Below are 18813 nucleotides of genomic sequence, written 5' to 3'. Positions count from 1 at the left end.
GCTACTCGGCCGCTGCGCGGATACCCGGCATGTCGGGAAAGGTGCAGATGACGGTCGTGCCCTTGTCCCTGCCGGTTTCGATGCGAACGGCGCCGCCATGCAGTTCGACAAAGCTCTTGACGATCGAGAGGCCGAGGCCAGCGCCGCGCCGGCGGCCGCCATTGGCGCGCGGCTCGAAGCGGCGGAACACCGAATCGAGCACGTCGGGCGGCATGCCAGGGCCATCGTCATGAACCGAGAACTCGACCCCGTCCGCCAGCTGGCGGCAGGCCAGCCGGATGGTGCTGGCCTCCGGCGCGTAATTGGCGGCGTTGCTCAGCAGATTGTAGAGGATCTGGCGGATGCGGGTTTCATCGCCATGGAACGTCTTCGGCGCGGCGGCGGCGTCGACGGCAAGCCGGATCGAATGCTCTTCCAGCCGGTCGGCGACAAGCTCGGCGGCGGCTGCGATGGTGCGGTCGACATGCACTTCGGAAATGTCGAGCTGCATGATGCCGGCATCGACCGTCGCTAGGTCGAGTATGTCGTTGACGATGGTCAGCAGCACCGATGAGGACGAACCGACATGCTCGACATATTCGCGCTGCTTCTGCGTCAACGGTCCGGTCGCGGGCAGCGACAGCAGCTCGGTGAAGCCGATGATGTTGGTCAGCGGCGAACGCAGTTCATAGGACACATGCTGGACGAATTCGTTCTTGAGCTGATCTGATTTTTCGAGCGCCTCGTTCCTGTCCTTGAGCGCGCGCTCGACGTGGACGCTGTCGGTGACATCGACGAAGGTCATCATCACTTGCCCGTTGGGCAGTGGAATCACGGCGTAACGCAGCACGGTGCCGTTGTTGAGCTCGGTCTGGCCGTGGCGGTCGCGGCGCTCGTCGTCGAAGCCGGTGATGGCGGCGACGAAGCCGGGCCAGGGGCTCTCGACCGCTTGTCGATCGGAGAGCTCGCGTATGGCCGATACGTGCACGTTGGGCTTGGCGGCTTCCCTGTCCAGTCCCCACAGCGTGGCAAAGGCCGGGTTCGACAGCCGCAGCCGGCCGTCGGGGCCGAACACCGCGACGCCTTCGGCGAGATTGTCGAGCGTTTCGCCCTGGACCCGGACCGCGGTGCGGTAGCGGCTTTCGAGATCCATCTTCTCGGTCAGGTTCTCGAACACCCAGGTGACGCCGCCCTTGGGTTGCGGATTGGCGACGACACGGATCGTCTTGCCGTCGGGCAGGTGCCACCAGTGTTCCTGAGATTCGACCGCACGGTAGGCGCCGAGCAGGCCTTCCTTCCAGCGGCGCCATTCCGGCTGTTCGGCGATCTTGCCCTCGCTGCGCAGCCGGTCGAGCAAAAGAGCATTGTCGGGCGCGCTGTGCAGGAAGCCCGGGTCGAGGCCCCAGAGTTTCTGGAAGGCCTGGTTGAAGAAGCGCAGTTTCTCGTCGGTGTCGAAGATGGCGACCGCGGTGTTGAGCTGGTCGAGCGTATCGGCGTGGCTGCGCACGGTCCGCTCATATTCGCCACGGATGGCCTCGATGGCGCTGGTGTCGCAGGCAAGGCCGGCCGAACCGTCGGCGCCGGCAAAGTCGGTCACCGCGAACACGCGGCGGTCGCCTTCGATTACCGTCGAAAGCGATTGCTCGAACACCGGATGCGTTTTGTGTTGCGTGGCGATGGCGTCGCGCGCCTGGCCGCCGAGGAACTCCTTGGCGTCCCGCACGGCAGCTTCCGCGCTCTCGGCTTCGACCGCATCGGCATAGGCCCGGTTGACCCATTTGAGGCGGCCATGCTCGTCACGCAGCCACGCCGGCATCTTCAGCGCCTCGATCAGGCCGATCATCGTCTCATGGTCGGCGGCCAGCCGCTGGTTGTCGATTTTCAGTCGCGCCTGGCTGCGCTGCGTTTCGGAAAGCGAAACAAACCGCACCAGGATATGCGCGGCACTCTTGCGGCCATGCACTTCGAGCGGGGCACCAGCCTGGGATTCGATGACGAGGTCGAAGGGCTTGGCCTTTTCGCGCAACCCGGCGACGGCATGTTCGAGTGCTGCCGCCGAACGCGGCATCAGCCAGCGGCCGAAGGCCAGGAATGCCGCCCGCTCCTCGGGTGCGCCGCTTTCGACCGGCAATGTGCCGATCAGTTCGGGCTTCTTGTTTTCCGAGGCCCAGATGACCACACGCTGGTCGCGCAGATTGAGCAGCGCCTCCGAGCGGCGCAGCGCCGCGTTGACGTCGGCAATACGGCTTCTCAGGTCGACATTCTCCGCCGACGTGCGTGCCCGTTCGCGAATGAGAAAGATGGCCGACAGGAATGCCGCTCCCATCACCCCGGCAAAGACGGCAAGCTGCATGACCTCGATCGTGCTGACCGAAAGGCTAGCTGCGGCCGCATCGGCGCCTTGGGCGCGTGCGGCGCCGCCAAGCAACGGACCGGCAAGCGTGGAGCCGGCAAGCAGCAGTCCCGCGCGGCCACGCCACGAACAGCGCCCGCGCCATGCCGCGGAGCCTCTGGTCACCGAATCGTCGTGGCCGCCGGAAACGGCCTGTCCCGCGTGAAGCGGGTTTTCCCCCGGCATGTCTTGGTCCTCTTCGCCGCCTGAATGCAAGACCGCCCTGATGCGTGCGCCGGTCCTCGCCCCTGGACCCGCGAATCACAACAATAGCGCCTGCTGGAATCGGCGTGAAGAATCATTCGACGCAAAAATAATGCCGGGCGAAAAGTCAATCGCCCGGCATCAATATCTTGTAGCAAAGTCGGCCTTGGTTAATAGCGGTAGTGTTCCGGCTTGAACGGGCCCTGCGGCGTGACGCCGATATAGGCTGCCTGCTCGCCCGACAGCTCGGTCAGGCGGGCGCCGAGCTTGTCGAGATGCAGGCGCGCCACCTTCTCGTCGAGATGCTTGGGCAGCACATAGACCTGGTTCTGGTACTGCTCGCCCTTGGTGAACAGCTCGATCTGCGCCAGCACCTGGTTGGTGAAGGACGCCGACATGACGAAGCTCGGATGGCCGGTGGCGTTGCCGAGATTGAGCAGGCGGCCCTCCGACAGGAGGATCATCCGCTTGCCGTCGGGGAAGGTGATCATATCGACCTGCGGCTTGACATTGGTCCACTTCAGATTGCGCAGCGATGCGACCTGGATCTCGTTGTCGAAATGGCCGATGTTGCCGACGATCACCATGTCCTTCATCGAGCGCATATGGTCGAGGGTGACGACATCCTTGTTGCCGGTGGTGGTGATGACGATGTCGGCGGTCGGTGCCGCATCTTCCAGCGTGACCACTTCAAAGCCGTCCATCGCCGCCTGCAGCGCGCAGATCGGATCGACCTCGGTGACCTTGACGCGGGCGCCCGCGCCCTTGAGCGAGGCCGACGAGCCCTTGCCGACGTCGCCATAGCCGCAGACGACCGCGACCTTGCCGGCCATCATCGTGTCGGTGCCGCGGCGGATGCCGTCGACCAGCGATTCCTTGCAGCCATATTTGTTGTCGAACTTCGACTTGGTGACCGAGTCGTTGACGTTGATGGCCGGGAAGGGCAGCAGGCCCTTCTTCTGCAACTGGTACAGCCGGTTGACGCCGGTCGTCGTCTCTTCGGTGACGCCGCGGATCGCCGCCTTCTGCTTGGTGAAGAAGCCCGGCGAAGCCTTCAGGCGCTTTTTCACCTGGGCGTAGAAGTATTCCTCTTCCTCGCTCTGCGGATTGGACAGCACGTCCTCGCCGGCCTCGGCGCGGGCGCCGATCAGGATGTACATGGTGGCGTCGCCGCCATCATCGAGGATCATATTGGAGAGGCCGCCATCGGCCCACTGGAAGATCCTGTCGGTGTAGTCCCAGTACTGCTCGAGGCTCTCGCCCTTAACGGCGAAGACCGGAATGCCGGCCTCGGCGATGGCCGCGGCGGCGTGGTCCTGGGTCGAGAAGATGTTGCAGGATGCCCAGCGTATGTCGGCGCCGAGCACCTTCAGCGTCTCGATCAGCACCGCTGTCTGGATGGTCATGTGCAGTGAACCGGTGATGCGCGCGCCCTTGAGCGGCTGCTTGGCGCCGAATTCCTCGCGGCAGGCCATCAGGCCCGGCATTTCGGTTTCGGCGATATCGAGTTCCTTGCGGCCCCAGCCGGCAAGCGAGATGTCGGCGACCACATAGTCTTTGCTACCCGTCATGGCAGTGCTCCGATACGAATTGTTATGCGAATTTTTAGCGGATGCGCCCGTGCCGGAAGACATTTCCAAGGCGCGAATTGCCGGCCTGCCTAGCAGATCAGGCTTCACACGACAATGGGATATAAAGAAATCTTTATTCGTGCATGTCTCGGAGGACTGACTCGGGGTCAGCACTCTTCGCCGAAACGGGAGGCGACAAGCTGCTCCAGCGCATCCATGACCTCGAGCGCCTCCGGGCCGCTGGCAGTGACGCGGATCGAGTATCCCGGGCTGGCGGCCAGCATCATCAGGCCCATGATCGAGGTGCCGCCGACCCTGACGCCGTCCTTCTCGACATGGACCGAAGCGTTGAAGCCACTGGCAAGCTGGACGAACTTCGCCGAAGCGCGCGCATGCAGCCCGCGCTGGTTGACGATCGGAAACTCCCGGACGATCTGGTCTTTTTCCGGGGATATCGCGTTCATTTACTGCTCAAAAGCTGGCTGGCGACGTTAATGTATTTGCGGCCCGCGGCCTGCGCTTCATCGAGCGCCGCCGCCATGTTGTCGCCCTTGCGGATCGACGACAGCTTGATCAGCATCGGCAGGTTCATGCCGGCGATCACTTCGGTTCGGCCGGACTCCATCACCGAGATTGCAAGGTTGGATGGCGTGCCGCCGAACATGTCGGTCAACACGATCACACCTGCTCCCGTATCGACACGGGCGACCGCGTCGACGATGTCGCGGCGACGCTGCTCCATATCGTCGTCGGCACCGATCGCCACGGTTTCGAAATTGTCTTGTGGCCCGACGACATGTTCGACGGCATGTCTGAACTCGGTGGCCAGTTGACCGTGCGTTACAAGCACGAGTCCGATCATTCTTTGGTGGCTCCCGTCATCGCCGCTTCACAGGCGCATTTTATGTTCGCCAGCCATTCCAGGCGGCGGGAGCGCTATCTTGTCGACGCGCGGCCCGTTGACAAGCCCAAAATTGCGCCGGCCCATACCATTTTGACGCATTGCAGCAAAAAACCCAGGGCGGATCATAGAAAAGGCGCGATCGATAGCCGTGCCATGATGGCCGGCAAGGCCGTGGCGGCGTTGCGCTCGGCAAGGTCGATACGCGGCACCAGGCAGCCTGCGACCGGCTCACTGAGTTCCTCCTGGAAACGGGCCATTTCCGCCTTCGGCACTAGCCGCACATGCAGGTCGATCACGCCGCCCGGCTCGAATGGCAACGGGCGCGGCATGAACCCAGGCACCTCGGCGAGACCAGCGATGGTCGGCGGCACGCGGCAGACCAGCCGCCCGGCGTGGCCAGAGGCAAGCAGCCTGTCGTCTCCGATCAGCCGCGAGAACAGCGCGCGCGCCCGGCAGTGGTCCAGGAGTGTCAGCGCCAGCGTCGTCTTGCCGGCGCCGGACGGCCCGGTGATGAGGACGCCGCGATCGCCGATCAGGATCGCGGTTCCGTGGATGTTTTCAGGCTGCGCGGCGGCTTCGGGCATGGTTATGTTCGAGCCAAGGTCATCCCTCGGCCGGCAGCGTCACGACGAAGCGCGCACCCTTGATCTCGCCGGGCTTGGTGCCGGGGATGTTTTCGGCGGTCAGCGTGCCGCCATGGGCCTCGACGATCTGCCTGGAGATCGACAGGCCAAGCCCCGAATTCTGGCCGAACGCCTCGCCAGCGGGCCGGTCGGTATAGAAGCGTTCGAAGATGCGGTCGATGTTGTCGGCGCGGATGCCGGGGCCATTGTCGTCGATGGTCAGGATGTTGAACTTGCCGGCGCGCGCCAGCGACAGGCTGATGTGGCCATGGTCCTCGGGCACGAACGAGCGGGCGTTCTCGATCAGGTTGGTGATGACCTGGCCGATGCGCAGATCATGGCCGACGACGACATAGCCCTTGGCGCCCTGCGGCAGCTTGGCAACCTTGAGCTCGATCTCGACCGCCTTCTTGTTGCGCGTCGTTTCACGCGAAACAGCGACGAGGTCAGTGACGAATTTCTTCAGGTCGACGGTGCCGGCATCTTCGCGCGCCAATTCCGCGTCGAGGCGGGAGGCGTCGGAAATGTCGGTGATGAGACGGTCCAGCCGTTTGACGTCATGCTGGATGATCTCCATCAGGCGTGCGCGTGAGGTGTCGTTCTTCGCGAGCGGCAATGTTTCGACGGCACTGCGCAGCGACGTCAGCGGGTTCTTCAGCTCATGCGAAACATCGGCGGCGAAACTCTCGATCGCCTCGATGCGCGCATAGAGCGCGTTGGTCATGTCGCGCACGGCGACCGACAGATTGCCGATCTCGTCCTGGCGGTCGGAAAAGTCGGGGATTTCCTCGCGGCTCTTGACGCCGCGCCTGACCCGTACGGCAGCGGCGGACAGCCGGCGCAGCGGGTTGGCGATGGTGGAGGCCAGGAGCATGGACAGGATGGCGGTGACGAGCGCCGCGATGCCGAAGACGCGCAGGATCGCCTTGCGTTCGGCGGCGACGATCTTGTCGATGTCGCCGCCTTCGGTCGACAGCATCAGCACACCGAGAACGGCGCGAAAACGCTGGATCGGCACCGCCACCGAGACGATCTGCTCGCCCTGCTCGGAGACGCGCACGATGGTCGACGGGCTGCCGGTAAGCGCCTTGACCACTTCGGGGAAGGCGGCGCCGTTGCCGCCAGGCTGCTCATGATAGACCGGCAGGTCAGTGTTGCGGAAGAAGTCGAAGATGAACTTCTGGATGCGCTCGACGAGGTCGGGCTCTTCCTCTTCCACCGGCGGCAGGTCGTAGCGCAGGATCTGACCGCGCGAATAGAGATGGCGCGAATCCAATAGCAGGTTGGCATCGCGGTCGTAGATGCGGGCACGGGTGCGGGTCGGTGAGATCAGCCGCCGCAACACCGGCGCCACGCGCTCTGGGTTGATCGGAAAATCCAGATTGTCGAGCTGGTCAGAGCCAGGTCCCAGGCTTTCGCCGGCCTGCAGCTCGAGCAGCTTTTCCGGGTCGATGCTGATCGAATCCGTCTCGACCGTCGCCGACGCCGCGATGGCGCCGGCGATGATCTCGCCTTGCGTCATCAGGCTTTCCACGCGCGCGTCGATCAGCCCGTCGCGGAAGGTGTTGAGGTAGAGGATGCCGGTGACCAGGACAGCCAGGCCGGCAAGGTTGAGGAAGAGGATACGCCGCGTCAGGCTGGAAAAGATGTGGTGGCCGAGGAACCGGCGCATCGGCACCGTGATTTTCGACACGAAGGAAGGCATGATGCGCGACGGCCGCCTGGCGGCGCCCGTCGACCTGCTTCGCTGTGCTTCCACTGCCATCGAATAGCAGCTCCCGCTAGTCCTTGGTTTGATGCATGTCGCAGTCCCGAGCCCGGGACCGCTTTTGGTCGACATACATCAAATTATGCTTCGCGGAACCGGTATCCGACTCCGTAAAGGGTTTCGATCATCTCGAAGTCGTCGTCGACGGCCTTGAACTTCTTGCGCAGCCGCTTGATGTGGCTGTCGATCGTGCGGTCATCGACATAGACCTGCTCATCATAAGCCGAATCCATCAGCGCATCACGGCTTTTTACCACACCGGGGCGTTGCGCCAGCGAATGCAGGATCAGGAACTCGGTGACGGTGAGCGTCACCGGCTCGCCTTTCCAAGTGCAGGTATGGCGTTCCTGGTCCATCACGAGCTGGCCGCGCTCGAGCGAGCGGGCCTGCTGGCTGGGCGCTTTTGCCGCGGCCTCGCGGGCGCTGGCCCGGCGCAATACCGCGCGCACCCGCTCGACCAGCAGGCGCTGCGAGAACGGCTTGCGGATGAAGTCGTCGGCGCCCATCTTGAGGCCGAACAATTCATCGATCTCGTCGTCCTTGGAGGTCAGGAAGATCACCGGCAGGTCGGATTTCTGGCGCATCCGGCGCAGAAGTTCCATGCCGTCCATGCGCGGCATCTTGATGTCGAGGATGGCGAGGTTCGGCGGCCGGGCCGCCAGGCCTTCCAGCGCGGACGCACCATCCGTATAGGTCTCGACACGATACCCCTCGGATTCGAGGGCGATCGACACCGATGTCAGAATGTTGCGGTCGTCATCGACAAGCGCGATTGTTGCCATTTCAAGCGGCTCCCTCATGAGCTGTCCCTTCTGTCGTAAGAGAAGGGGCTTTTGCAGGACAAATTAGGTACAAAATGTGGCATAGGCCTTGTCCGCTGTCACGAGCGGCGTGCCGGCGGCCACAATCCTACCTCGACACGGATTGGACGAACGATAACCGCCAATCCTTTGGGCAACCACGAAACTTTTTGCATATATAAACGATTTAAACAACTTTCAAATTTTTTAAATCGATTAAAGATTTGATATCATTTGGCTTTTCTGGTTCTGACCATCTTGGCCTGCTTGGCAGGTGTGCCGGAAATATGCCGGCGAAGATGCGGCAAGCTTGAGAAGGGCCACAAATGTCGGAAGTCGGCAAACGCAATCCTGCCTGCGCGATCGATCGTGTCGGTCTGAAAACCTCCGGCGTGGTGCGCTATAATTTCGGTGCGGCTGCCCTCTACGAGGAAGCGATCCGGCGCGGTGAAGCCCGGCTGACCGCGCATGGCGCGCTTGTCGCCGAGACCGGACAGCACACCGGTCGCTCGCCCAAGGACAAGTTCGTCGTTCGCGACGGTGCCACCGAACCGCAAGTCTGGTGGGACAACAACAAGGCGATCTCGCCGACCCAATTCGACACTCTGCTCGCCGATTTCCAGGCCCACGCCGCGGACAGGGATCTCTATGTGCAAGATCTGGTCGGCGGCGCCGACGCGGAGCTCAAGCTGCCCACCAGGGTGATCACCGAATTTGCCTGGCACTCGCTGTTCATCCGCAACCTGCTCATCCGTCCCGACGCGGCCGAACTCGAACAGTTCGTGCCCGGGATGACCATCATCGACCTGCCGTCCTTCCGTGCCGATCCCGCCCGCCATGGCAGCCGCACCGAGACGGTGATCGCCGTCGACCTGACGCGCAAGATCGTGCTGATCGGCGGCACCTCCTATGCCGGCGAGATGAAGAAGTCGGTGTTCACCATGCTCAACTACCTCCTGCCGGAGAAGGGCGTGATGCCGATGCACTGCTCGGCCAATGAGGGACCGGCCGGCGATGCCGCCATCTTCTTCGGCCTCTCGGGCACCGGCAAGACCACGCTGTCGGCCGATCCGTCGCGCACATTGATCGGCGACGACGAGCACGGCTGGGGTCCGCACGGCATCTTCAATTTCGAAGGCGGCTGCTACGCCAAGACCATCAAGCTGTCGGCGGAAGCCGAGCCGGAGATCTTCGCCACCACGCAGCGCTTCGGCACCGTGTTGGAAAACGTCGTGCTCGACGCCTATGCCGTGCCGGATTTCAATGACGGCCGGCTCACCGAAAACACACGCTGCGCCTATCCGCTCGACTTCATCCCCAATGCCTCGAAGACCGGGCGCGCCAATCACCCGAAAAACATCATCATGCTGACCGCCGACGCTTTCGGCGTGATGCCACCGATCGCCAGGCTGACGCCGGCGCAGGCGATGTATCATTTCCTCTCCGGCTATACGGCCAAGGTGGCCGGAACGGAAAAGGGCGTGACCGAGCCCGAGGCGACCTTCTCGACCTGCTTCGGCGCGCCGTTCATGCCGCGCCATCCCTCGGAATACGGCAATCTTCTGCGCGAGCTGATCGCCCGCCACGGCGCCGATTGCTGGCTGGTCAACACCGGCTGGACCGGCGGCGCCCATGGCACCGGCAGGCGCATGCCGATCAAGGCGACGCGCGCCTTGCTCGCCGCCGCCCTCGACGGTTCGCTGAAGACGGCCAGGTTCCGCACCGACGCCAATTTCGGCTTCGAGGTGCCGGAGGCCGTGCCTGGCGTCGACAGCGCCATTCTCGACCCGCGCTCGACCTGGACCGACAAGGCTGCCTACGACCTGCAGGCGGCAAGGCTGGTCGGCATGTTCGCCGTCAATTTCGAGAAATTCGAACCGCATGTCGATGCAACCGTCATGGGCGCGGCGCCCCACATGCAGGTAGCGGCGGAGTAATCGCCAGGGCATCGTTGTCACTCTGCACCATTGAAGGCCCGGTTTCGATCGGGCCTTTTCTTTTTCGGTCCGCCGCGCCATGACTGCGGCATGCCGATCGACGACGACATCATCATATCGGGCGAAGCCGTGATCCGCCCGGGCGACCTGCACGAGGATTTCATCCGCTCGTCCGGTCCCGGCGGCCAGAATGTCAACAAGGTGGCGACGGCGGTGCAGCTTCGCTTCGACGCGCAGAACGCGGAGGGCCTGTCGGAGCGCGTGCGCGAGCGGACCATAAAACTTGCCGGCCAGCGCGCCACCAAGGACGGTGTCATCGTCATCGAGGCCGGGCGCTTCCGAACCCAGGAACAGAACCGCGCCGATGCGCGGGCGAGGCTCGCGGCACTGGTGGCCAAGGCCGCCGAACCACCGCCGCCGCCGCGCAAGAAGACACGGCCGTCGAAAGGCGCGGTCGAGCGACGGCTGAAGAGCAAGGCGGGACGCGGCACGATCAAGAAGCTGCGCGGCCGGGTGGAAAACGATTAAGCACCACTATCATGTGTACAATCGGTCTCCCATTCTTTGTCCGTCAACCGCCTTTGGCCAATTGGGAAACGCGAATTCACCGCCCATTCCCGCTTCCGTAATTTTCAGGGAGATCGACGACGGATTTCGGGTCGCCCCATGCCTGTGATGGTGGCATCCTGCGGCTCCGAACATCCGCGAGGTGAGCCAATTCCATGCTCGTTCTGCCCAAGGGCGTCCGCCACATGCCGGGCCATCTGTCCCGCGCCGTCCAGGAGACGCTGGTCGAGGAGGTGAGGAGCATCGTCCAGCAAGCGCCGCTGTTCGTGCCGGCCATGCCGCGGACCGGCAAGGAGATGAGCGTGCGCATGACCAATTGCGGTCCGCTCGGCTGGGTCACCGACAAGGACCGCGGCTATCGCTACCAGCCGACGCATCCGCTGACCGGAGAGCCGTGGCCGCCCATCCCCGACAGCCTGCTCGACCTGTGGCGGCAGGTGTCGGGCTATCCGAATCCACCGCAGGCCTGCCTGATCAATTTCTACACGGCCGACGCGAAAATGGGCCTGCATCAGGATCGTGACGAGGCCGATTTCTCGGCACCCGTCGTCTCGGTCTCGCTGGGTGACGATTGCCTGTTCAGGGTCGGCCAGACAACGCGCGATGGCGCCACCAAATCGTTCAGGCTGAAAAGCGGCGATGTCGTCGTGCTTGGCGGCGAGGGCCGTCTTGCCTTCCATGGCGTCGACCGCATCTACCCTTCGACCTCGGCGCTGCTCAAGAACGGCGGCAGGATCAATCTGACGCTGCGGCGGGTGACGAAGCCTGAGTGAGCGAGCTATGGGCATCCGAGCGCCGCGCATAGACTTCAATATAGTCCCCACTCGCGATTTCCTCATAATCCTCCATCAAGATTTGGAAATCCGCATTCTGGCGCATCCACACGATCCAAATTGGCGGAAAGTTCGCCGTGAGCGGCCACGCTGATTTTTTCTTGTCTAGCCGATCCATCAGGATGATATCGGGCCTGTTGTCCCGGATCAGGGAATTGACGTAGCGAGTATAACTATCAAGGTCCTGCCGCGCGATGCGCTCGTCCTCGCCTTGATACTCACCCCGCATCAGTCCCCAAAGCGCATAGGTGCCAACCCAATCATGAGCATAGGCCGACAGCCAGCGACCGTTGGTCATCCTTGTCAGCGGATTGCCGACTGACAGGTCGGAACTGACCTGGACGACCGAAGGCGAGGCATAACGGCTCTTGATGGCATCGACCAGGCTTTTCTCAGGCAACTGGTAAGACTGGTGGTGCATCACCGAAAGTGCAACGATCACAGCCAGCGCGGCTGCGGCGTGGAGCCTGACGCTGGCTACCTCGGAAGCAGCCTCTGTATTTGTAAGACCAAGCGCCATTCTCCATCGCGATGCCACTGCCAGTAGCATCGCGACCAGCAACGTAGCCTGATAAGGATACTGGTGATTGGGCCAGTATTTTCCCAGGTAAAGCATGGAGACGAAGAAGCCAGCGGCACTCGCCACCGCCAGCGCAACGTCGTCTCGCCAGACTGATCTACGCATCTGGAAGACCGCGAAAACGACAAAGACCGTAAAAGTCGGCAATGCGGCGAAAATGTTTACGTTGGCTCGCAGGCTGACATAGTAGCGTAGCAGCAATTGTAGGAAGGCGCCAAGAAATTCGGGAAACCATATATACACGCTGACGAGATAGGCAGCGCAAACTGTGAAGATGACGACGTTTTCGGCAGTCAAGCACGCCATTGCCGAGCGTTTGCGCCAAGCGATAAAGAGATAGGGCAGTACGATGCCAGCTGCCCAATGTGGTTTGACCAGAACCAGCACACTTCCCGCTAGGCCGACCGCCACGGCAAGGCTAAGTGGAACCGATGCAGCCGCACGGGGTTCAATCCGCCACATCATCAGGAACAGCATCGGCATGAACAACATCGTGCCAATGTGCTCGCGCTGGCCGAAAACATTACCGGGCATGATGAGAAGCAAAACCGCTAGCGCGGGATATATCCATTGCGTCTTCACATCGACGAAAATTCGGCTTCGCTCGATGACGACCGCCGACAGCGCAATTGAAACGAAAAAAACCATATAAATAAAGAATTCAATCGCCGATTCCGGCGAAATGCCGAACCTTTGAGACAGCCATACCGGCCCAATATAGAGGGCGACGGAAAAAGGTGGATTGGTTTCTAGAATATCGACATAGAGCTTCTGGCCATCAAGAACCTTTTCGCAGATAAGAATGAGCCAGCTAACATCGGTATTGTCGCCGGCTGCCCATGGCATAAAAAGCGAGAACACCACCACGGTCGCAACAAGCCAGACCGCTGACAAGCTTCCGATCGAAGACGCAAAGCCAGTCGCGGTATTGATGTTTCTTACATTTGCCACGCTCGGGACCGCTCCAACAAACATCACTTTTACGCAGAACGACGAAATCCTGGGAGCACAGCTACGCCTGCCTCTGTAATTGAGGAACCCGAGCCGATGTGGTCGAAAGCAGAAGCCGATCGTGCGGTCGCGCCCAGCGTATCAAGCAGCATCGAGATAGGTGCCACCGGTGCCGGGTCACTCGCCCCACGGCAGTGCTCACATCGATCACCCGCTGCCCCCGAAATCGCTGGAACTGACCCTGAAAGCTAGCGGGGATTACCTAAAGGGCTGTTAATCGCGCATCGTGGCGCCTTCCCGTTATCAGCCAATGAGCAAGAATTCCGCCGAGACAAGCTGGAAAGGCAATGCGCCATAGGCGGCGACCGTCGCCTGATCGTCCCATTGGCGGAACTGCCGCGACGGCCGAAATATTTGCCATTGGCAAGGTTGAGCACCACGGCCTCGCCATCGAAGGATTCGAAAACGATATCCCGGCAAGGCAAGCTGTGCCGGCAAGGTGCCGACCATTTCTGCGATCAGTTCGGTATCAAGCCTCGATTTCCAGCGCCGACAATGGCCTGGAACAACAGGCCAGGATGAAGCCATCGTCGACCTCATGATCGAGGATGCCGCCATTGTGGCTCATCTCGACGCTGCCGGAGACTTTCTTCACCTTGCAGGTTCCGCACAGGCCGAATTCGCAGGCCGCCGGTATCCGCACGCCCGAGGCACGCGCCGTCTGCAGCACGGTCTGGCCGGCGACGCATTCGGCGTCGACATCCGAAAGCGCGAATCGGATCGGCGTCGCGGCTTCGACGGGGATAGCCACACCGTCCTGCGCCGGCGCCGCGAACGGCGCCGGGATTTCCTCCACGGTCGGTGCGGCAAAGCTCTCCTGATGGTACTTTGTCATGTCGAAGCCGGCGGCTTCCAGCATGCCGCGCACGGCGCGCATGAAGGGATCTGGGCCGCAGCAGAAGATTTCGCGTTCGCGGAAATCGGGTGCCAGGAGCGGCAGCCGGATGGCGTCGATGCGGCCCATATGGCCGTACCAGCCCTCGCGGCTCGACCGCTCCTCGATCATGAAGCCGAGCGACAGGCCCGGCATATGGCCACCGAGCAGCTCGAGCTCCTTGCGAAAGATGATCTCTTCCGGGCGCCGCGCGCAGTTGACGAAGCCGACATCGGTCCATGGCGCGCAGTCGTTCAGCCAGCGCAGCATCGACATCATCGGCGTCACGCCGGAACCGGCCGAGACGAACAGATACTTTGCCGCCGGATGGCTGTGCAGTGAAAAGTCGCCGCCTGGTCCATAGGCCTTGACGTGCGAGCCCGGCGCCAGGTGATCGAACATCCAGCGTGTGCCGACGCTGCCCGCCTGCGCCTTCACCGTCACCGCGATCGAGAACGGCCGCGACGGCGAGGACGACAGCGTATAGGTACGCATCAGCGGTCCGTCCGGCGTCGGCAGTTCCAGCGTCACGAACTGGCCTGGCTTGTAGCGGAACCAGGTCTGGTTGTCGGACCGGAAGGTGAAGGTCTTCACGTCCGGCGCCTCGTCGCTGACGCCGATCACTTCCAGCACCTGCAGCCTGTCGTTCCAGGGCGCCATCTGGTCGAGATGACGATAAAGGCCAAGGTCGGTCATCGCATTCATCCCTCAGCCTCTCATGCGACGCTGCGCAGCGCGGGCCGGCCACCTTCGGCAAGGCGCGGTCCGATGAAGCGGGCATACCAGTCGACGAACTGGATCACACCGCCCTCATGCAGCTCGGAATAGGGGCCGGGCTCGTAAGCGGGCGATAGGATACCGAAGGCGTTCTCTTCGACGATGCGGCGATCCTGGTCGTTGGTTTCGGTCCAGACATGGGTGAGTTCGGCGAGATCGTAGTCGACGCCCTCGACCGCATCCTTGTGTACCAGCCATTTGGTCGTCACCGCCGTCTCCGTGGCGCTGACCGGCAGCACGCGGAAGGTGACGGCATGGTCGATGAGGATATGATTCCAGGTTGTCGGGTAGTGATAGTGCATCAGCGTGCCGATCCGGTCGGCCGAAACGCTGTCGGACAGGTTCTTCTTCACCGCCCGATTGCCGGTCATCGTGTAGCTCTGGGCATCGCGCAGCAGCGGCGCGCGGGTGGCGCGGTATTGCCCGGCCGGGTCGATGCGGAATTTGCTGGGTAGGCCAGCAGCCTCGCATTTCGCCCAGTGCGCCAGCATCTCCGGATCGCTGTCGGCCCCTTGCACGCCGGTCACGGTCGGTGCTTCCGGGAAGGTCTTGCACAGCTCCGGATGATTGCCCGCACAATGATAGCATTCGCGGTTGTTTTCCCAGACCAGCTTCCAGTTGCCCTTCTCGATGATCGTGCTCTCGAAGGCGATCTTGGCCTCGCTGAGCCGGTGCGGCTTCAGATAGGGCTCGATCATCGCCCGCATCGGCGCGAAGTCGGCGGGCTCCTTGGCCAGGCAGATGAAGACATAGCCGGCGACGCTTTCGCAGGCGACCGGCTTCAGCCCGAACTGGCTCTTGTCGAACCCATCGGCCATCTGGCGGGCGAACAGCAGCCGGCCGTCGAGCTCGTAGGTCCACTGGTGATAGGGACAGACCAGTTTGGCGGCCATGCCCTTGTCGGTGTTGCAGACGCGGCTGCCGCGATGGCGGCAGGAATTATGGAAGGCGTTGATCTTGCCCTGCTGATCGCGCACCAGCACGACCGGATAATCGCCGATCTGCACGGTGATGAAGCTGCCCGGCTTGGGCAATTCGCAATCATGGCCGATGAACAGCCAGTCGCGATACCAGATCAGCTCCATGTCCAGCTTGAAGTAGTCCGGGTCGGTGTAAAAGGGCTGTTCCAGCGAAAAGCCTTGTTTGCGGCTGTTCAAGAGCCTCAGCATGTCGTTGCGCGCGTCCATGTCCTGTCCTCAGTTTCAAGGACTGAACTGGTGGTGATTGAGGAAGGACTGGACGCAGATCGGCGAAAAGCCGGACAAACACCATCCGCCTCTTGACCGCCCACCGCGATCAGTCGAGTTCTAGCCATCTCGGGCTGGTTTCCGGGCTCTGGAGTTGTCCTTGCGGACCATCGCGACACCTTCCCAGGCCTTCGCCCAGTGGTCTCCCGTTGCGACTTGAACTCCACCACCGTTGCGGGGGCAGCGCCGGAATCTGACCGGCTTCCCAATTCTCCGCTCCATCGTCACGCAGCGGCACCTGAGATGTCTGATCTAATCACGGCAGGCTTTGCGACATCGGCACGAAAGCGACATCGCATCCATGCGGCGCGACACGCACGCTGGATCGTCGGGACAGGGTCGTAGCCGTTGGAATCGACCTCCGTCGCCAGACGCGCCGGCACCGTTTTCGACCCCTTTGCCGCGGGCGAGAAGGTTAACGGTTTCAAAAAGTGACTATTAGCAGAGTCTAAAATCGAACCGAACGGTTCGTTTCTGTTGACGGTGCGTGCAAGACGGTGTGAACGCCGAGCCTCCGACACAGTTGATGATCGAGGCGTTGGAGTTAGATAACCAATTGATATCACGAAGAAAAAGAGCGGATGTGGAAAGCCCTGGTACAATTTCAAGTGGTGGAGTCATGGTCCACGCTGAACAACTTCGTGATTGGAAACGGCCGGGGGGCTCTCCCACATCGGGGCTGTCCGAACGACGCGATTTTAATCCCAAGACACGCCGCTAGACGGACGGAAAAATACTGGAGTACCCAAAATGAAAAAGATTGTTCTCACTGCCGCCGCCCTTCTGGCGATTTCCGGCAGCGCCTTCGCTGGTAGCGACAATTACGGTTCGAACGGCGCCAATCAGCCCGCAGCAGCCGTGGACAGCTCGTACACCGCTTCGACCGGCAAGTCGGAGCCGGCTGCTCATGCGCCTGTGACGGGCGCCGACCACAAACGCTTCGGCAACAACTAACTGCCGATCCCCGGCACGCGGCGGGGCGACCCTGCCGCGCCGGTGGATGCCACAAATTCAGGAGTACTTAAAATGAACAAGATCCTCATTGCTGCCGCCGCCGTCCTGGCCCTCTCCGGCAGCGCCTTCGCCGGCAGTGACAATTACGGTTCGAGCGGCGCCGACCAGGCCGCTGTCACTTCGACCGACAACTCGAACACAGCGTCGATCGGCAAGTCGGCTTCGGCCACGCAGGCGCCTGCCCAGCAGGGCAGCGATCGCAACCTCTTCGGCCGTTAACGGCCCGTCCACGAGCGGCGGGCTAGCCCGCCGCTCGTGGAATTCAAGAAATCAGGAGTACTTAAAATGAACAAGATCCTCATTGCTGCCGCCGCCGTTCTGGCCCTCTCCGGCAACGCCTTCGCCGGCAGCGACAACTATGGCTCCAATGGCGCCAATCAGCCCACTGCGTCGTCGACCGTCAATGTCGACACGTCGCATACGGGTTCGATCCGCAACAGCGACTCGCCCGTCTACAAGCTGCTCAATTCGTCCGGCGACGTGCAGAAGCCGGCGCATCAGGGTGCCGATCGCAATCTGTTCGGCAACAACTAACAGATCCGGACCTTAGACATAGACAAAGAAGAGCGGCGGGCCATGCCCGCCGCTCTTTTTGCGTCGTCGAGAACAGTTGGTCTCAGGCCGCCTTTGCTTCGACTTCGTGCAAGGCAAAGGAGCGACCGTCGGCATCGAAGATATGAAGGTCGCCGGCATTGGCGGTCAGCCGCAACGTCGAGCCGCGCTTGACCTCGACATTGCCCGGCAACTTGGTCACCAGCGGCAGGTCGGCCCGGCCGATGTCGATATAGACCAGCTGGACCTCGCCGAGCTGCTCGAGATAATCGACCGTCCCCTCGAACAGATAGTCGCTACCACTGGCGATCGCGAGATCTTCCGGCCGCACGCCGAAGCTGACCGCCGCTCCCTTTGCCGAGGCAGGCGTCGCGATCGGTACCGTCGCCTTGCGTCCGCCGACATGGCTGATGATGGTTGGGTTGCCCGTCTTGTCGACCGTCGCCGGCAGGATGTTCATGGCCGGCGAGCCGATGAACTGGGCGACGAAGAGGTTGCCGGGGTTCTTGTAGAGCTCCATCGGCGTGCCGACCTGCTCGATGTGGCCGTCCTTGAGCACGACGATGCGGTCGGCCAGCGTCATCGCCTCGACCTGGTCGTGCGTGACGTAGATCATGGTCGTGTTGGGCATGGATTCCTTGAGCTTGGCGATCTCGATGCGCGTGGCGACGCGCAGTGCCGCGTCAAGGTTCGACAGCGGCTCGTCGAACAGGAACACTTTCGGATTGCGCACGATGGCGCGGCCGATGGCGACACGCTGGCGCTGGCCGCCCGACATCGCCTTGGGCAGGCGGTCGAGATATTTGGTCAGCTGCAGGATCTCGGCTGCCTGCCGCACCCGCTTGTCGATCTCGGCCTTGCTTTCCTTGCCGATCTTCATCGAGAAGGCCATGTTGTCGTAGACGGTCATGTGCGGATAGAGCGCGTAGGACTGGAACACCATGGCGATGCCGCGCTTCGACGGCGGCACGTCGTTGACCACCTGGCCGTCGATCCTGAGTTCACCCGCCGTGATCTCCTCGAGCCCGGCGATCGAGCGCAGCAAGGTCGACTTGCCGCAGCCCGACGGACCGACGAAGACGATGAACTCGCCCGATTTGATGTCGAGGTCGATGCCGTGGAGAATGTTGAGATTGCCGTAGGACTTCTTCACTTGCCTCAAATTGACATCGGCCATTGG

17 protein-coding genes and 1 riboswitch are annotated in these 18813 nt (G+C 62.2%); of the genes, 6 read left to right on the top strand and 11 right to left on the bottom strand.

The genetic code is table 11. The features are described 5' to 3' along the window. Position 1: 1 nt before the first annotated feature. From LB536_RS08115 to LB536_RS08085, 7 genes are all read right to left on the bottom strand, one after another. Positions 2-2557: a sensor histidine kinase gene (locus tag LB536_RS08115; protein ID WP_224590873.1), complete on the bottom strand. Its 2556-nt coding sequence runs from the start codon at positions 2555-2557 to the stop codon at positions 2-4. A 188-nt stretch (positions 2558-2745) separates the two neighbouring features. After that, positions 2746-4146 (bottom strand): adenosylhomocysteinase, encoded by a 1401-nt coding sequence (gene ahcY, locus LB536_RS08110; RefSeq protein WP_140757227.1) that lies wholly within the window; start codon positions 4144-4146, stop codon positions 2746-2748. A gap of 167 nt (positions 4147-4313) precedes the next feature. Beyond that, the gene (locus LB536_RS08105; RefSeq protein ID WP_140757225.1) at positions 4314-4610 is read right to left on the bottom strand and encodes an HPr family phosphocarrier protein; all 297 of its coding nucleotides are present in this window, start codon (positions 4608-4610) and stop codon (positions 4314-4316) included. Next, positions 4607-5008 carry a PTS sugar transporter subunit IIA gene (locus tag LB536_RS08100; RefSeq protein WP_010912939.1) on the bottom strand — a complete coding sequence of 134 codons (402 nt, stop codon included), beginning with the start codon at positions 5006-5008 and terminating at the stop codon, positions 4607-4609. The genes LB536_RS08105 and LB536_RS08100 overlap by 4 nt, the downstream gene beginning before the upstream one ends. Positions 5009-5172: 164 nt before the next feature. Further along, the gene (locus LB536_RS08095) at positions 5173-5634 is read right to left on the bottom strand and encodes an HPr kinase/phosphorylase (RefSeq protein WP_224590871.1); all 462 of its coding nucleotides are present in this window, start codon (positions 5632-5634) and stop codon (positions 5173-5175) included. 19 nt (positions 5635-5653) lie between these two features. Beyond that, entirely contained in the window at positions 5654-7438 is a 1785-nt protein-coding gene (locus LB536_RS08090) for a sensor histidine kinase (protein ID WP_318013419.1), read from the bottom strand. An 83-nt stretch (positions 7439-7521) separates the two neighbouring features. Continuing rightward, entirely contained in the window at positions 7522-8223 is a 702-nt protein-coding gene (locus tag LB536_RS08085; RefSeq protein ID WP_010912942.1) for a response regulator transcription factor, read from the bottom strand. Between the two features lie 344 nt (positions 8224-8567). Between LB536_RS08085 and LB536_RS08080 the strand changes: the two genes are divergently transcribed. The 3 genes from LB536_RS08080 (at position 8568) to LB536_RS08070 (ending at position 11518) form a co-directional block, all read left to right on the top strand. Then, complete coding sequence (locus LB536_RS08080; protein ID WP_224590869.1) at positions 8568-10178, top strand: phosphoenolpyruvate carboxykinase; 1611 nt, start codon at positions 8568-8570, stop codon at positions 10176-10178. Positions 10179-10268: 90 nt separating this feature from the next. After that, on the top strand, positions 10269-10706 hold the full coding sequence (gene arfB, locus LB536_RS08075) for an alternative ribosome rescue aminoacyl-tRNA hydrolase ArfB (RefSeq protein ID WP_140757215.1): 438 nt from the start codon (positions 10269-10271) through the stop codon (positions 10704-10706). Between the two features lie 194 nt (positions 10707-10900). Further along, positions 10901-11518, top strand: a complete 618-nt coding sequence (locus LB536_RS08070) for an alpha-ketoglutarate-dependent dioxygenase AlkB family protein (protein WP_224590867.1) — start codon at positions 10901-10903, stop codon at positions 11516-11518. Here the strand turns inward: LB536_RS08070 and LB536_RS08065 are convergent. The 3 genes from LB536_RS08065 to LB536_RS08055 form a co-directional block, all read right to left on the bottom strand. After that, entirely contained in the window at positions 11481-13109 is a 1629-nt protein-coding gene (locus LB536_RS08065; RefSeq protein WP_224590866.1) for a hypothetical protein, read from the bottom strand. The two genes, LB536_RS08070 and LB536_RS08065, sit on opposite strands and share 38 nt — an antisense overlap. 529 nt (positions 13110-13638) lie before the next feature. Then, positions 13639-14739 (bottom strand): hybrid-cluster NAD(P)-dependent oxidoreductase, encoded by a 1101-nt coding sequence (locus LB536_RS08060; RefSeq protein WP_224590864.1) that lies wholly within the window; start codon positions 14737-14739, stop codon positions 13639-13641. A gap of 20 nt (positions 14740-14759) precedes the next feature. Then, positions 14760-16007 carry an aromatic ring-hydroxylating oxygenase subunit alpha gene (locus LB536_RS08055; protein ID WP_224590861.1) on the bottom strand — a complete coding sequence of 416 codons (1248 nt, stop codon included), beginning with the start codon at positions 16005-16007 and terminating at the stop codon, positions 14760-14762. Between the two features lie 114 nt (positions 16008-16121). Next, positions 16122-16324: riboswitch (cobalamin riboswitch) on the bottom strand. A gap of 493 nt (positions 16325-16817) precedes the next feature. On the opposite strand from LB536_RS08055, the gene LB536_RS08050 reads away from it, so the two are divergent. The 3 genes from LB536_RS08050 (at position 16818) to LB536_RS08040 (ending at position 17615) form a co-directional block, all read left to right on the top strand. Continuing rightward, on the top strand, positions 16818-17021 hold the full coding sequence (locus LB536_RS08050) for a DUF680 domain-containing protein (RefSeq protein WP_224590859.1): 204 nt from the start codon (positions 16818-16820) through the stop codon (positions 17019-17021). Between the two features lie 72 nt (positions 17022-17093). Continuing rightward, positions 17094-17300: a DUF680 domain-containing protein gene (locus tag LB536_RS08045; protein WP_224590857.1), complete on the top strand. Its 207-nt coding sequence runs from the start codon at positions 17094-17096 to the stop codon at positions 17298-17300. Positions 17301-17366: 66 nt separating this feature from the next. Beyond that, complete coding sequence (locus LB536_RS08040) at positions 17367-17615, top strand: DUF680 domain-containing protein (protein WP_224590855.1); 249 nt, start codon at positions 17367-17369, stop codon at positions 17613-17615. 82 nt (positions 17616-17697) lie between these two features. Here the strand turns inward: LB536_RS08040 and LB536_RS08035 are convergent, their stop codons facing one another. Then, positions 17698-18810, bottom strand: coding sequence for an ABC transporter ATP-binding protein (locus tag LB536_RS08035; RefSeq protein WP_224590853.1), 1113 nt, complete (start codon positions 18808-18810; stop codon positions 17698-17700). Positions 18811-18813: the final 3 nt, after the last annotated feature.

The organism is Mesorhizobium sp. ES1-3 (genome assembly GCF_020164795.1).
GTDB lineage: Bacteria > Pseudomonadota > Alphaproteobacteria > Rhizobiales > Rhizobiaceae > Mesorhizobium.
Note: the sequence above shows the minus strand (reverse complement) of the source record. Positions and strands in the feature narration are given on the sequence as shown.

What these genes read in the sequence shown, in the direction of transcription:
- LB536_RS08115 (WP_224590873.1), bottom strand. Translation starts at nt 2,557, where the DNA reads ATGCCGGGGGAAAACCCGCTTCACGCGGGACAGGCCGTTTCCGGCGGC.
- ahcY (WP_140757227.1), bottom strand. Translation starts at nt 4,146, where the DNA reads ATGACGGGTAGCAAAGACTATGTGGTCGCCGACATCTCGCTTGCCGGC.
- LB536_RS08105 (WP_140757225.1), bottom strand. Translation starts at nt 4,610, where the DNA reads ATGAACGCGATATCCCCGGAAAAAGACCAGATCGTCCGGGAGTTTCCG.
- LB536_RS08100 (WP_010912939.1), bottom strand. Translation starts at nt 5,008, where the DNA reads ATGATCGGACTCGTGCTTGTAACGCACGGTCAACTGGCCACCGAGTTC.
- LB536_RS08095 (WP_224590871.1), bottom strand. Translation starts at nt 5,634, where the DNA reads ATGCCCGAAGCCGCCGCGCAGCCTGAAAACATCCACGGAACCGCGATC.
- LB536_RS08090 (WP_318013419.1), bottom strand. Translation starts at nt 7,438, where the DNA reads ATGGCAGTGGAAGCACAGCGAAGCAGGTCGACGGGCGCCGCCAGGCGG.
- LB536_RS08085 (WP_010912942.1), bottom strand. Translation starts at nt 8,223, where the DNA reads ATGGCAACAATCGCGCTTGTCGATGACGACCGCAACATTCTGACATCG.
- LB536_RS08080 (WP_224590869.1), top strand. Translation starts at nt 8,568, where the DNA reads ATGTCGGAAGTCGGCAAACGCAATCCTGCCTGCGCGATCGATCGTGTC.
- arfB (WP_140757215.1), top strand. Translation starts at nt 10,269, where the DNA reads ATGCCGATCGACGACGACATCATCATATCGGGCGAAGCCGTGATCCGC.
- LB536_RS08070 (WP_224590867.1), top strand. Translation starts at nt 10,901, where the DNA reads ATGCTCGTTCTGCCCAAGGGCGTCCGCCACATGCCGGGCCATCTGTCC.
- LB536_RS08060 (WP_224590864.1), bottom strand. Translation starts at nt 14,739, where the DNA reads ATGACCGACCTTGGCCTTTATCGTCATCTCGACCAGATGGCGCCCTGG.
- LB536_RS08055 (WP_224590861.1), bottom strand. Translation starts at nt 16,007, where the DNA reads ATGGACGCGCGCAACGACATGCTGAGGCTCTTGAACAGCCGCAAACAA.
- LB536_RS08050 (WP_224590859.1), top strand. Translation starts at nt 16,818, where the DNA reads ATGAAAAAGATTGTTCTCACTGCCGCCGCCCTTCTGGCGATTTCCGGC.
- LB536_RS08045 (WP_224590857.1), top strand. Translation starts at nt 17,094, where the DNA reads ATGAACAAGATCCTCATTGCTGCCGCCGCCGTCCTGGCCCTCTCCGGC.
- LB536_RS08040 (WP_224590855.1), top strand. Translation starts at nt 17,367, where the DNA reads ATGAACAAGATCCTCATTGCTGCCGCCGCCGTTCTGGCCCTCTCCGGC.
- LB536_RS08035 (WP_224590853.1), bottom strand. Translation starts at nt 18,810, where the DNA reads ATGGCCGATGTCAATTTGAGGCAAGTGAAGAAGTCCTACGGCAATCTC.